This is a genomic window from Pseudovibrio sp. WM33 (assembly GCF_001623165.1).
In the GTDB taxonomy this organism is placed as follows: domain Bacteria; phylum Pseudomonadota; class Alphaproteobacteria; order Rhizobiales; family Stappiaceae; genus Pseudovibrio.
On record NZ_LMCK01000086.1, the window covers coordinates 94,648 to 107,999 of the forward strand.

General features: G+C 52.1%; 12 protein-coding genes. All 12 read left to right on the top strand.

From position 1 onward, the window contains the following. The first annotated feature begins 45 nt into the window (after positions 1-45). The 12 genes from PsWM33_RS14920 (at position 46) to PsWM33_RS14975 (ending at position 13,300) form a co-directional block, all read left to right on the top strand. Positions 46-1,044, top strand: a complete 999-nt coding sequence (locus tag PsWM33_RS14920; RefSeq protein WP_063300752.1) for a BMP family lipoprotein — start codon at positions 46-48, stop codon at positions 1,042-1,044. A 306-nt stretch (positions 1,045-1,350) separates the two neighbouring features. Beyond that, entirely contained in the window at positions 1,351-2,889 is a 1,539-nt protein-coding gene (locus PsWM33_RS14925; RefSeq protein WP_063300784.1) for an ABC transporter ATP-binding protein, read from the top strand. 61 nt (positions 2,890-2,950) lie between these two features. Then, on the top strand, positions 2,951-4,054 hold the full coding sequence (locus PsWM33_RS14930) for an ABC transporter permease (RefSeq protein ID WP_063286754.1): 1,104 nt from the start codon (positions 2,951-2,953) through the stop codon (positions 4,052-4,054). A 10-nt stretch (positions 4,055-4,064) separates the two neighbouring features. Then, positions 4,065-5,033 carry an ABC transporter permease gene (locus tag PsWM33_RS14935; RefSeq protein WP_057464188.1) on the top strand — a complete coding sequence of 323 codons (969 nt, stop codon included), beginning with the start codon at positions 4,065-4,067 and terminating at the stop codon, positions 5,031-5,033. Between the two features lie 11 nt (positions 5,034-5,044). Further along, a complete protein-coding gene (gene cdd / locus PsWM33_RS14940; protein WP_057464187.1) occupies positions 5,045-5,449 on the top strand; it encodes a cytidine deaminase in 405 nt (134 codons plus the stop codon). 2 nt (positions 5,450-5,451) lie between these two features. Next, on the top strand, positions 5,452-6,258 hold the full coding sequence (locus PsWM33_RS14945; RefSeq protein WP_063286755.1) for a purine-nucleoside phosphorylase: 807 nt from the start codon (positions 5,452-5,454) through the stop codon (positions 6,256-6,258). Positions 6,259-6,272: 14 nt separating this feature from the next. Beyond that, positions 6,273-7,052 carry a deoxyribose-phosphate aldolase gene (gene deoC / locus PsWM33_RS14950; RefSeq protein ID WP_057464250.1) on the top strand — a complete coding sequence of 260 codons (780 nt, stop codon included), beginning with the start codon at positions 6,273-6,275 and terminating at the stop codon, positions 7,050-7,052. Position 7,053: 1 nt separating this feature from the next. Further along, positions 7,054-8,370 carry a thymidine phosphorylase gene (gene deoA, locus PsWM33_RS14955; protein ID WP_057464185.1) on the top strand — a complete coding sequence of 439 codons (1,317 nt, stop codon included), beginning with the start codon at positions 7,054-7,056 and terminating at the stop codon, positions 8,368-8,370. Positions 8,371-8,469: 99 nt separating this feature from the next. Further along, positions 8,470-9,690 carry a phosphopentomutase gene (locus PsWM33_RS14960; RefSeq protein ID WP_063286756.1) on the top strand — a complete coding sequence of 407 codons (1,221 nt, stop codon included), beginning with the start codon at positions 8,470-8,472 and terminating at the stop codon, positions 9,688-9,690. Between the two features lie 250 nt (positions 9,691-9,940). Beyond that, positions 9,941-10,816 carry a phytanoyl-CoA dioxygenase family protein gene (locus tag PsWM33_RS14965; RefSeq protein ID WP_063295148.1) on the top strand — a complete coding sequence of 292 codons (876 nt, stop codon included), beginning with the start codon at positions 9,941-9,943 and terminating at the stop codon, positions 10,814-10,816. A gap of 3 nt (positions 10,817-10,819) precedes the next feature. Continuing rightward, on the top strand, positions 10,820-11,821 hold the full coding sequence (locus tag PsWM33_RS14970) for an adenosine deaminase (RefSeq protein WP_063286758.1): 1,002 nt from the start codon (positions 10,820-10,822) through the stop codon (positions 11,819-11,821). A 243-nt stretch (positions 11,822-12,064) separates the two neighbouring features. Beyond that, positions 12,065-13,300: a DUF1688 family protein gene (locus tag PsWM33_RS14975; protein ID WP_063300753.1), complete on the top strand. Its 1,236-nt coding sequence runs from the start codon at positions 12,065-12,067 to the stop codon at positions 13,298-13,300. The last annotated feature ends 52 nt before the right edge of the window (positions 13,301-13,352 follow it).

A 13,352-nucleotide genomic window follows, 5' to 3' on the forward strand; every position in this document is an offset into this window, starting at 1 on the left:
GAGAATCCTTTCCGCTCTACGGGAAGATATAATAAGGAAGAAACCGTGAAAACCACAACAATCCTCGGTGCAGTTGCTTTAGCAGCAGTCATGACGACTGGAGCTATGGCAGAAACTTTCAAGCCCGCAGTCGTTTATGATTTCGGCGGTCGTAATGACCGGTCTTTCAATGAAGCTGCTTACAAAGGCGCGTTGCAGTTCGAAGAACGTACAGGCATCAAGTTCCGCGATTTTGAGATCCAGAATCCATCTCAGCGTGAACAGGCTCTGCGTAACTTCGCGCGACGTGGACTGGACCCAATTATTACAATTGGTTTTGCACAAGCAACAGCACTGGAAAAAGTCGCGAAAGAATTTCCAGACACCCACTTTGCTATCGTTGATGCCGTTGTCGATCTGCCAAATGTTCGTTCCATCGTTTTCAAGGAAGGGGAAGGCTCATTTCTTGTTGGTCTGTTAGCTGGGATGACAACGGAAACCAATACGATTGGTTTCGTCGGTGGTATGGATATTCCTTTGATCCGCAAGTTTGCATGCGGTTACAAGCAAGGTGCCAAATACGTCAAGCCAGATATTCAGGTTCTTGAAAATATGGTTGGTACCACTGGTGCTGCCTGGACTGACCCTCTGAAGGGGGGGGAACTTGCCCGTTCCCAGTTCGCTCGTGGGGCAGACATTGTTTTCCATGCTGCAGGTTCCACTGGCACAGGCGTTCTGCAAGCTGCAGCGGATGAGGGGAAGCTGGGTATTGGTGTTGACTCTAACCAGAACCATTTGCATCCAGGCTCTATTCTCACTTCTATGATTAAGGGCGTAGATGTTGCTGTTGATAAGGTACTGACAGACGCTAAAGAAGGCAAGTGGAGCTCAGGTGTTGAAGTTCTCGGCCTTGCTGAGAATGGTGTTTCCTGGTCTTACGACGAGTATAACAAGCCTCTCATCACAGCAGAAATGCAGTCTGCAGTTGAACAGGCAAAGATGGATATTATTTCTGGCAAAGTAGAAGTTCACGATTACATGGTGGATTCTACCTGTCCGTTCTAATCTAATGGAAAGTGCCCGCACTGTCTGGTGTGGGCATTTTCGCTTACGGTGGTTCTTCGGAACGACCACTCCTTCCAGACTTTCAGTCTTGAAGGGATTTATGAGGGACTTGCACCCCTGTAGCCCGAGTAGAGTTTTCAGCCTTTGGGAGCGAAGGTTGAGGAGGAAACGAGGATAACTGCATTGGGATCTGTTCTCTGCTTCTCCTGGGGGTGGGGCAACGCTTTTGAAACGGTGTACTTCGAAAGTAGGAACGAGATTGATGCGCAAGTTATTGATTTTATAGACCAGAAAGGCCGGGCAACAGTGGCTGAAAGCAATGTACCTGCCATCGAGTTAATTGGCGTAAGTAAAAGTTTTGGGCCTGTTCAAGCAAACAAGGACATTGACCTTGTTGTAGGAAAAGGGTCCATTCACGGCATCATTGGGGAGAACGGAGCGGGCAAATCCACCTTGATGTCGATCCTCTACGGTTTTTACCATGCCGATAGCGGAACAATTAAGATCGATGACAAGACAACCACTATTCCTGATTCGAAGAGCGCGATTGCGCAGGGCATCGGTATGGTGCACCAGCATTTTATGCTCGTCGATCCATTCACAGTTCTAGAAAACGTTATTCTTGGCGCTGAGGGCGGCGCACTGTTGAAAGATGGTGTAGCAAACGCACGTCGCGAACTTAAGCGTTTGGCAGACGAATACGACATGACAATTGACCCCGACGCAGTCGTGGGTGAGTTGCCAGTTGGTTTGCAGCAGCGAGTAGAGATCCTGAAGGCTCTGTACCGCGGTGCAGACATTCTCATTCTTGATGAGCCGACCGGTGTTTTGACACCGTCTGAGGCTGATCACCTCTTCCGCATTCTTCGCGTACTGCGCGATCAGGGTAAAACAGTTCTGCTGATCACCCATAAACTGCGTGAGATCATGGATGTAACCGATACGGTGTCCGTGATGCGTCGTGGTGAAATGGTGGCCTCTCGCAAAACTGCTCAAACCTCCATGGAAGAACTGGCTGAACTTATGGTTGGCCGCAGTGTTCTTCTGGAAGTGGACAAGCCTGAAGTCGAAGTTGGCAAGCCTCTCCTCAAAGTGGAAGGCCTCAACGTTCGGGATGATCGCGGCGTGATGCGCGTGAAGGATGTTTCCTTCGAAGTGCGTGCAGGTGAAGTTCTTGGTATCGCAGGCGTTTCCGGCAACGGTCAGTCTGAACTCCTCGCAGCTCTTTCCGGCATCACCCGCGCCGAAAGCGGCAAGATGGAGCTGTCAGGCGAGTCGTTGGACCTCTCAGCGGCACATAATGCAGCTGAAATGCGCACCAAGGGAATGAGCCACGTACCTGAAGATCGCCACCGGATGGGGCTGGTCAACAAGTTCGCAGAATATGAGAACTCCATTCTCGGCTACCATCGCGAACCGAAATACTCAAAAGGTATGTTCCTCAATAAAGATGCAATCCGTAAGGAAGCTAAGGAACGCATCGAGAAGTACGACATTCGCCCTCCAACCACCGAAATGACAGCTGCAAAGTTCTCTGGCGGTAACCAGCAGAAAATCGTTCTGGCACGTGAAATTGAGTGTAACCCGGACGTTCTTCTGATCGGTCAGCCGACACGCGGTGTTGATATTGGTGCGATTGAGTACATCCACAACCGGATCATGGACATGCGCGCGCAGGGCAAAGCTGTCCTTCTTGTATCCGTGGAGCTTGAAGAAATTCGTTCACTCTCCGACCGCATCATTGTCATGTTTGATGGCAACGTGGTTGGTGAACGCGGGCCAGAAGCAACAGAGCAGGATCTTGGTCTTCTCATGGCTGGTGTCAATCAAGAGGCAGCAGAATGATCATGAACTCCCTGTTTAACAACAAAATTTGCTTTGACCTGACATTTGGGGGAACACAGAAATGAGTAAGGGGCAACTTCCTCGTTGGGTTGACTACGGTGTTTTACCGGCCCTCAACCTGCTCGCGGCATTTATCATCTCTGGCTTGGTCGTTGTAGTAATTGGCGAAGATCCATTCGAAGCCGTTAAATGGCTCGTTTGGGGTGCGCTGGGTTACGGTGAAGGCTTTGGCTATACCCTCTACTACGCAACCAACTTTATCTTTACGGGCCTGGCTGTGGCAGTCGCTTTCCACGCTGGTCTGTTTAACATTGGTGGTGAAGGTCAGGCCTATGTCGGCGGTCTGGGTATCGCACTGGTCTGCCTCGCCATGGACCGCTTTGTTCCATGGTGGGTGACGTTCCCATTCGCGATTATCGGTGGTGCTGTATTCGGTGCAGCCTGGGCATTCATTCCGGGTTACCTGCAGGCAAAGCGCGGCTCTCACATCGTTATTACGACGATCATGTTCAACTTCATCGCATCCGCGTTGATGGTGTACCTGCTGTCTAACATCCTGATCCCTCAGGGCACGATGTCCCCATCCTCTCGTAACTTCGAGGCTGGCGGTCAGCTTCCACTGCTCAGAAACGTCTTCTCAAGCTTCGACTTCGGTCAGTCTCCTGTGAACCTGGCGTTCTTCCTCGCTCTCGCTGTTTGCGTGGTGGTCTGGCTTCTGATCTGGCACACCAAGCTTGGCTATGAAATCCGCAGCTTCGGTGCAAACCCGGATGCAGCAGCCTACGCTGGCATCTCTCCGGTGCGCATCACTGTTGTAACCATGCTGATTTCCGGTGCTCTTGCTGGCTTGATGGGCATCAACGTTGTGATGGGTGAGCAGACACGCTTGCTTCTCGACTTCGCAGGTGGTGCAGGCTTCGTTGGTATCGCGGTAGCGCTGATGGGACGAGGGCATCCGATCGGGATTATTCTCGCCTCCATGCTCTTTGGCCTGCTCTATCAGGGCGGCGCAGAGCTGGCGTTCGAAATCCCAACAATCTCACGCGACATGATCGTGGTCATTCAGGCCCTGGTTATTCTCTTCGCTGGTGCTCTTGAGCATATGTTCCGCCCAGCAGTTGTAGCGTTCTTCGATCGCTTCTCATCAAGCACAGCAGAAGCATAGGGAGACGGACATGTTAGACACAATCATTCTTGTTCTCGACAGCACATTCCGCCTGTCAACTCCTCTTCTGTTTGCGTGCCTTGCTGGCCTGTTTTCAGAGCGCTCCGGTATCGTTGATATCGGTCTGGAAGGTAAGATCCTCGGCGCAGCTTTTGCTGCCGCTGCCGCAGCCTACGTCTTCCAGAGCCCGTGGATCGGCCTTCTGGCGGGTATCATGGTTTCCGTTATGCTGGCACTGGTGCACGGTTACGCATCTATCAGTCAACGCGGCAACCAGGTGGTTTCCGGTGTGGCGATCAACTTCCTTGCAGCTGGTCTAACCGTATTGCTGGGTCAGGCATGGTTCTCTCAAGGTGGACGAACACCGGCTCTGTCTCCGGCAACCCGCTTTGAAAGCCTCACGCTGCCATTCGCCGACACTCTGGCAAACGTGCCTGTGCTGGGTCCGATCTATGCCAATCTGATCTCTGGTCACAACATTCTGGTTTATGCATCTTTCGCTGCCGTACCGTTGACCTGGTGGATCATTTTCAGAACCCGCTTTGGTCTGCGTCTTCGCGCAGTAGGTGAGAACCCTTCCGCAGCTGACACAGCAGGTCTATCAGTAACACTGCTACGTTACCGTGCGACAATCATTTGTGGTATTCTCTGCGGGTTCTCTGGTGCTTACCTGTCTGTTGCTCAGGGCGCCGGATTTATTAAAGATATGAGTGCGGGCAAGGGCTTTATTGCTCTGGCAGCTCTTATCTTTGCAAAGTGGAAGCCAGTGAACGCCATGTTCACATGCCTTCTCTTTGGTTTCCTAGATGCATTGGCAATCCGTCTTCAGGGCCAGGAAATTCCTGGAATTGGTGAAGTGCCTGTTCAGGTCTTCCAGGCTCTGCCTTACGTGCTGACTGTGGTTCTTCTTGCCGGCTTTATCGGTCGCGCAATCCCACCGAAAGCATCTGGTATCCCATATGTTAAAGAGCGTACATAAGGACAATAATAATGAGCGCATTTGACAAGCTTTTTGAAGAAGCAAAGGCGGCACGAGAAACCGCCTATGCGCCATACTCCAACTTCAAGGTGGGCGCTGCATTGCTCACCACTGATGGCAAAGTCGTCTCCGGATGTAACGTCGAAAACGGCGCCTACCCGGAAGGCACCTGTGCTGAAGGCGGAGCAATCGCGGCAATGATCCGCGGTGGCTCTACCAAGATCAATGAGGTTGTAGTGCTGGCAGACGCCGCGCTGTGCACACCATGCGGTGGGTGTCGTCAAAAACTTTCTGAATTTGCAAGCAACAAGCAGATCAAGATCCATGTAGCCAACCTCGAAGGTCTGCGTAAAACCTTCACCATGGAAGAACTGCTGCCTGCTGGCTTTGAATTGAATGAACAGATTGAGGATTGATTATGAGCGGATTTGGTAAGGAATCAGCGGAAATTGTACGCGCTGCTCGCCCAGGTGATTATAAAGTTGGGATGATCCTCGGTTCTGGTCTGGGTTCTCTGGCTGACGAAGTGGAAGACGCGGTTCGTGTGTCTTACAACCGTCTCACCGGTTTCCCTGTCTCTTCTGTTACCGCGCACGCAAGTGAGCTGGTTGCAGGCACTCTGGAAGGTGTCCCGGTTGTTATTTTGTCCGGTCGTGCACACTACTATGAGAGCGGCAACCCATCCGTGATGCGCACTCCGCTTGAGACCCTCAAAGCACTTGGCTGTGACACAATCGTTGCAACCAACGCTGCAGGCTCCCTGCGTGAAAATATCAAGCCGGGTTCTCCAATGCTGATCAATGACCACATCAACTGGTCTGGTCTGAACCCGCTCATCGGCGAAGAAGACGAGAGCCGTTTCCTCGATCTTTCCGCCGCATACGACCCAGAGCTTCGTGAGCAGCTCAAAAAAGCAGCTGCTGAAACTGGTGAAGACCTCGAAGAGGGCGTCTACATGTGGTTCTCCGGCCCGTCTTTCGAGACACCGGCAGAAATTCGCATGTCTCAGGTGCTCGGTGCTGATGCCGTTGGCATGTCCACCGTACCGGAAGTGATTATGTCTCGCTTCCTCGGCATGCGCGTCGCAGCAATCTCCACCATCACCAATATGGGAGCTGGCCTACAAGCCCACGGCCTCTCTCATGATGAAACCAAGGAAATGGCCCCGCTCGGAGCGGCCAAGATCAAAAAGATTTTGCGTGCCTTCCTCAAAAACATGGCTTGAAGGAAACTGGCAAAATGACCGAAGCATCAACAAAAGAAATAGCAAAGCGTGCTCTAGGACTTATCGATCTAACCAACCTGAATGATGACTGCACTGCAGAAGATGTAGCAGCACTTATTGAGCGCTCAACTACACCTTACGGTCACACCGCAGCCATCTGCATCTGGCCTCGCTTTGTAAAGCAGGCTGCTGAGCTTCTGAAGAACTCTCCAGTTCGCATCGCGACTGTTGTGAACTTCCCTGCTGGTGGTGAAGACACTGCAGCAGTGATCGAAGAAACCAAAAAGGCTGTTGCTGACGGCGCGGACGAAGTTGATCTCGTCATGCCATATCGCGCATTCGCAGAAGGCCGCCGTGGTTTCGCTGAAGATCAGATCAAACAGGTTCGTGGTGCAATTCCTGCTCCAGCACAGCTCAAGGTTATCCTTGAAACCGGTGAGCTGAAGGATCCTCGTCTGATCCACCTGGCTTCTGAAATTGCAATTGCACAAGGCGCAGACTTCATCAAAACCTCAACAGGTAAAGTAGAAGTCAACGCAACTCTCGAAGCTGCGGAAATCATGCTCAACGTACTGCGTGAAACTTCCAAGGAAGATCACCGTGTTGTTGGCTTCAAGCCAGCTGGTGGTGTGCGCACTGTAGAAGAAGCAGCTGAATACCTGAAACTGGCTGACGACTTGATGGGCAGCAACTGGGTATCCTCAGCAACGTTCCGTTTCGGCGCAAGTGGCCTGCTTGATGCAGTGCTCGCTGGCATCGAAGGCCGTGATAACGACACTAAAGAGACCTACTGATATGCTTCCTCAAGAAATCGTTCGTAAGAAACGTGAAGGCGAAGTCCTGACAGCTGAAGAAATTCAGTTCTTTGTAAAGGGCATCACTGATAACAGCGTAACCGAAGGACAGGTTGCTGCTCTGGCAATGGCCGTGTTCTTCCAGGGTCTCAGTGTTGACGAGCGTGTTGCACTGACACTCGGCATGCGTGACAGCGGTGACGTTCTTGACTGGTCCGACATCGGCGCACCAGTCGTTGACAAGCACTCCACGGGTGGTGTTGGCGACAACGTTTCTCTGATGCTTGCGCCTGCACTTGCTGCAAACGGTGCTGCTGTTCCAATGATCTCCGGTCGCGGCCTCGGCCACACCGGCGGTACTCTGGACAAGCTGGAAACCATTCCGGGCTACTCCGCAAAACCATCCAACGAACTGTTCCGCAAGGTTGTTCGTGAAGTTGGTTGTGCGATCATCGGCCAGACTGGCGACCTCGCACCTGCTGACAAGCGCTTCTACGGTATCCGTGACGTGACCGCGACTGTTGAGAGCATTGATCTCATCACCGCGTCCATCCTGTCCAAAAAGCTGGCAGCTGGCCTTGAAACTCTGGTTCTCGACGTTAAGTGGGGCACCGGCGCATTCATGGCGAACTACGAAGACGCAAAAGCTCTGGCCGAAAGTCTCGTTCTTGTTGCAAACGGTGCAGGTCTTAAAACCACCGCATTGCTCACAGATATGAACGAGTCTCTGGCATCTGCAGCTGGTAACGCGATCGAAGTTCAGAACGCTGTAGACTTCCTGAAAGGCACCCACGTTGACAATCGTCTGTGGGATGTGACCGTTGCAATTGGTGCAGAAGGTCTTGCCAACTCAGGTCTTGCTGACAGCGTTGATGACGGTAAGAAGAAGATGGAAGAAGCCTTCACCTCCGGAAAGGCAGCTGAACTCTTCGGCAAGATGGTCGGTGAACTCGGCGGTCCAAACGACTTCATGGAGAAGCCAGAAGCATACCTTGCAAAGGCTCCGATCCAACGCGCAATTCATGTGCCAGAAGCATCTTTGGTGACTGGTGTTGATGCACGTGCAGTTGGTCTCGCAGTTGTTGAACTTGGTGGTGGTCGTCGTGCCGCAGCGGACGAAATCGATCCTGCTGTTGGTCTCACAGACATCGCTGGTGTTGGTACGTCCGTAGACAGCGAAACTCCAATCGCTGTCATCCACGCACACACTGAAGATCAGGTAGAGCGTGCAGAGAAAGTTCTGCGTGATGCTTACACCTTCGGTTCTGCAGCGGACGTTAAAGAGTTCGACACAATCCGTGACCGTATTGCGCCTTAATCTGCGCAGCAATAATTAACTGGTAGGACAGCCTCTCACCTCTTTTGAGCAGACAATTATCTGATTGAGAGCTGTCCTCCAAAAACTAAGGAAACGCGAATGCCACGCGCAATTATGTGTGTACTCGACAGCTTCGGTATCGGCGCAGCCGACGATGCTGACAAGTTTGGCGATGTCGGCTCCGACACTCTTGGTCACATTGCCGATGCATGTGCAGAAGGTAAAGGCGATAAAGAAGGTCTGCGCAGCGGTCCTCTCTCCTTGCCAAACATGGATCGTCTTGGACTGGGTGCTGCCGCTCGTGCATCCACTGGCAAAGACATTAAAGGCCTGGATTTCTCCGGCACACCAGAATCCCATTGGGGTTTTGCTGCTGAAGTTTCCAACGGTAAAGACACACCATCCGGTCACTGGGAAATTGCTGGCGTACCAGTCACTTTCGACTGGGGCTACTTCCCGGATGAAAACCCGTCCTTCCCCGCTGAGTTGATCGAAAAGATCATTGAAGTTGGTGAACTGCCGGGCGTTCTGTGCCTGACACACGGTTCTGGCACTGTTGTCATCGAAGAATTCGGTGAAGAGCATGTCAAAACCGGTAAGCCAATCATCTACACCTCTGCAGACAGTGTTCTTCAGATCGCTGCACACGAAGAGAGCTTTGGCCTTGAGCGCCTGCTGGATCTCTGCGTGAAGTGCCGCACGCTGGTAGACGAATACAACATCGGTCGTGTGATTGCCCGCCCGTTTGAGGGTTCTGCTGAAGCTGGCTTCGAGCGGACTTCAAACCGTCGCGACTACTCTGTTCTGCCACCGGCTCCAACAGTTCTGGATCGTTTGGAAGATGCTGGCCGTCAGGTGATTGCTGTCGGTAAGATCTCCGACATCTACGCAGCACAAGGCATCACCAAACTGCTGAAGGGTGCTGGCAACGATCAGCTCTTTGACCGCACTTTGGAAGCAATGGATCTGGCGAAAGACGGAGACCTCGTGTTCTCCAACTTCGTTGACTTCGACATGCTCTACGGCCACCGCCGTGACGTGCCGGGTTATGCCGCAGCTCTGGAACACTTCGACAAGCGTCTGCCAGAGATGATCGAAAAGATGAACGACGGCGACCTGCTCATTCTGACTGCCGACCACGGTTGTGACCCAACCTGGAAAGGCACAGACCACACACGTGAGCATGTTCCTGTACTGGCTCTGGTGAAAGGCGAGAAGGGTTCCAACATCGGAAAACGCCCGACTTTCGCTGATATGGGCGAGTCCGTTGCCAAACATCTTGGAATTTCAACTGGCGAAAACGGAAATAGTTTTCTGTAGATCCACTAGGAAATTTTGAAAATAAGCCGGGCAAGCATTGTTTGCCCGGTTTAGTGTACCGCGATATATTTCTGAATTGCCTATGATTTGCAATTGTTAGAGTGCGTTCCGTTTGTTTGGACACAATCAAACGGCAAGAATTCACTCCAATAAAAATGTTGGAGCATGATGCGTGACTTTAAAGGAACGCGGCATGCTCTGAGGATGCTGGGAGAGGCATCCGTCGTGTTACATGAGAGGGGAATGCAGCATGCAGGCTCGCACGTTTACTGCACAGCAAGATGGAAGCTTAACGCCTGAGATGAAGCAGGCGTTTGAAGAGGACGGCTTCCTCGTTCTTGAAGGATTTGCATCGCCGGAAGAGTGCGATCAGTTGAAAGCACGCATGGCTCACCTGATTGACGAGTTTGACCCGTCAACAGTCGCGTCCGTGTTTGAAACCAATGCGCAGACGCATGCGAAGGACGCTTATTTCCGTGAAAGCGGTGATAAAATCCGTTTCTTCTTCGAGGCAGAAGCATTTGACGAAAATGGTGCTCTGACCAAAGACAAACATCAGGCACTGAACAAAGTCGGTCATGCTCTGCATGACTATGACCCTGTGTTTGAACAGTTTTCACGCTCCCCGAAAATGGAACGCGTGGCCAAAGATATCGGACTGACAGAGCCACTGCTCGCTCAGTCCATGTACATCTTCAAACCGCCTCACATCGGCGGAGAAGTAAACAACCATCAGGACTCCACATTCCTCCACACAGCGCCGTTGACCTGCACAGGCTTCTGGTTCGCTTTGGAAGATGCGGATGAAACCAACGGTGGTTTGTATGGCGTTCCAGGTGGTCATCAAGGACCGCTTCGCAAACGCTTCCATTACAACGGCGAAGGCCTTGTGATGGAGACCCTAGACGAAACCCCACTCGAAAAATCTGCAGATGATGCGGCGCCACTTGTTGCCCCCAAAGGGACCCTTGTTATCCTTCACGGACTTGTGCCGCACAAATCTGCTCCGAACCGCTCTGATAAGTCCCGCCATGCCTATGCTGTACATATGGTAGACGGAACCGCAAAATGGTCGGATGACAACTGGATTACTCGGGCTAAAGACAAGCCAATGCACGGATTTTAAGAAATGAGACCAAAGCAGAACGTGGTGCCACGTGCCGAACTGCACTGCCACATTGAAGGTGCAGCACCTCCAACGCTCGTAAGAAAGCTGGCTCAACGCTATGATGTAGATCTGGGTGATCTGTTCGACACCAACGGAGCCTACAGCTGGCATGACTTTACCACCTTTATTCAGCAGTACGATGTTGCAGCATCTCTGTTCCGCCGCCCGGGCGATTATGCAGAACTGGCTGAAACCTACTACAAGATGCTGGCAGCTGAAGGCGTGATCTATGCGGAGGTGTTTATCTCTCCTGATCATGCAATCAAAGCAGGCCTGAGCTACAATTCCTATCTGGAAGGCCTCATAGCCGGTCTTGAACGCGCAAAAGCTGACACAGGCATCGAAGGTCGTCTGGTTCCACTCGGCGTGCGTCATGAAGGCGCTGAATCCGTTGAAGGCGCAGTCAAGGCTGTCATCGACAACCCACACCCAATGGTAACAGGCTTCGGTCTGGCTGGTGACGAGCGCATTGGCCCGGCAAAGGATTTCGAAAAAGCCTTCGCTATGGCCCGTGAAGCTGGTCTCGGCCTCACAGCCCATGCTGGTGAGTTCGGTGGTGCTGAAAGCGTGCGTGATGCACTGGATTATCTGAAGATCACCCGTATTGGTCACGGTGTGCGTGCCGTAGAAGACGACGCGCTGGTTCAGCGTCTTGTGGATGAGGAAATCACCCTTGAGGTGTGCCCGCATTCCAACATTGCGCTCGGTGTCTACTCAAACCTGCGCTTCCACCCGGTAAACATGCTGCGTCAGGCAGGTGTGCGTATCACCCTCAATTCCGATGATCCGCCATTCTTCCACACAACGCTTGGCCATGAGTATGTTGAAACATCTCGTGTGTTTGGCTGGACGCGTGACATCCAGAAATCCATCACAAAGAATGCGCTGGAAGCAGCGTTTGTTGATGAGGAAACCCGTGCTGTTCTTCTAAAGCGTTTGGACACTTTAACTGAAGAAGCATGAGTTTTTGCTTGAGTTGAGTGTGCATAAGCAGGAAAACTGGCATAGCCGGGTTTCTTATGCTCAAAACCTCAGAGCATAGATTGCAAAAAGCCCGTACCTTCATAAAAAGGTGCGGGCTTTATAGCGTAGATCACTGGGGCATTTTAAGCTTCGGGGCAGACGTTGCATAAGGCCGATTCCGGCAAACCAGAAATACGAGTGCTTTACAGGCCTCACTAGGCAAAACGATAGGAACCGACGAAGATGGAGATGCAAGCATCGCAGGCTTTGTCCTTGCTCAACGCAAAAGCAGTACGTGAACGCTCACATATGCTTTTGGAGCTGGGATTGCAGGGCGAACTTGAGCATTTTGCTGTTGATCTGTCTCACCTTGCAGAAGCTGCCCGCAGAACACTCGCTGCGACCGACAACACCTATCCAGACCGGCAAATTCCGTTTCATGCCCGCTGGCGCCAGTTTGAGACCGGTGGCATAGACCGTTGGGGAATGCTGGCTGGTGCGCGAAGCTTTTCTGATGTGCAGGGCATGGGCCGTGCAGCCTGCGATCTGGCAATTGTTTCAGCGCTGCTTGATGCCGCCGCTGGTGAGCACTGGACGTATCGCGAAGCAATCACCAATGAGACCTTCAAGCACTCTGAAGGATTGGCGATCGGTTCACTGGCCATGTTCTCAGCTGGCTTCTTTTCTCACGAGCCGCTGGACCCGCTCAGGGCAGATGCCATCACCTTGTTCCGTTTGGACAAAGATGAGCTCGCAGAAGGCCTACAAATCACAGAGAAGAACCAGCTCATCGGGCTGGATGGGCGACTGTCTTTGCTGAACCGTCTGGGAGAGGCTGTTTCTCTTCGTGACGATCTGTTCGGCAAAGAAGATGAGCCACGTCCGGGCGGTCTCTTCGATATCCTCTATGAGGAAGGGCAAAACGGCCCTCTGGATGCAGAACGTATTCTGGAGCTGGTTCTGGATGGACTAGGGCCGATCTGGCCCAATCGTGAGCAGATTGACGGTGTGATCCTCGGAGACACTTGGCGCCATTCCAAAGTCACAACTCAGGACAAAACCACCAATCTTGTCCCTCTTCACAAACTTTCTCAATGGATTGCTTATTCTTTAGTTGAACCTCTGTCGTGGGCTGGTATTGAGATGACAAACATTGATGGTTTGACTGGCCTTGCTGAGCATCGCAATGGCGGATTGTTTTTGGACACGGGCGTGCTGCGCCTGAAAGATCAAAAGCAGTCTCTGAACAAACACGAAGTAAGCAGCGAGCTGGTTGTTGAATGGAGAGCGCTCACGATCGCTCTTCTCGATAAGCTCGCGGATTGGATTCGGGCAGATTTGTCTGTCTCCCGGGACCAGCTTCCACTGGCATGTGTGCTGGAAGGTGGGTCTTGGGCTGCAGGACGACAAATTGCCCTTGAAAAACGAGGTGATGGATCTCCACCCCTGATGATTATCAGTGATGGAACCGTTTTTTGATCTATAACCTTTCGTCAATTGCACCCGAGAATATCAGGTGCCTAACTAAGAC

What these genes read in the sequence shown, in the direction of transcription:
- PsWM33_RS14930 (WP_063286754.1), top strand. Translation starts at nt 2,951, where the DNA reads ATGAGTAAGGGGCAACTTCCTCGTTGGGTTGACTACGGTGTTTTACCG.
- PsWM33_RS14935 (WP_057464188.1), top strand. Translation starts at nt 4,065, where the DNA reads ATGTTAGACACAATCATTCTTGTTCTCGACAGCACATTCCGCCTGTCA.
- cdd (WP_057464187.1), top strand. Translation starts at nt 5,045, where the DNA reads ATGAGCGCATTTGACAAGCTTTTTGAAGAAGCAAAGGCGGCACGAGAA.
- PsWM33_RS14945 (WP_063286755.1), top strand. Translation starts at nt 5,452, where the DNA reads ATGAGCGGATTTGGTAAGGAATCAGCGGAAATTGTACGCGCTGCTCGC.
- deoC (WP_057464250.1), top strand. Translation starts at nt 6,273, where the DNA reads ATGACCGAAGCATCAACAAAAGAAATAGCAAAGCGTGCTCTAGGACTT.
- deoA (WP_057464185.1), top strand. Translation starts at nt 7,054, where the DNA reads ATGCTTCCTCAAGAAATCGTTCGTAAGAAACGTGAAGGCGAAGTCCTG.
- PsWM33_RS14960 (WP_063286756.1), top strand. Translation starts at nt 8,470, where the DNA reads ATGCCACGCGCAATTATGTGTGTACTCGACAGCTTCGGTATCGGCGCA.
- PsWM33_RS14965 (WP_063295148.1), top strand. Translation starts at nt 9,941, where the DNA reads ATGCAGGCTCGCACGTTTACTGCACAGCAAGATGGAAGCTTAACGCCT.
- PsWM33_RS14970 (WP_063286758.1), top strand. Translation starts at nt 10,820, where the DNA reads ATGAGACCAAAGCAGAACGTGGTGCCACGTGCCGAACTGCACTGCCAC.
- PsWM33_RS14975 (WP_063300753.1), top strand. Translation starts at nt 12,065, where the DNA reads ATGGAGATGCAAGCATCGCAGGCTTTGTCCTTGCTCAACGCAAAAGCA.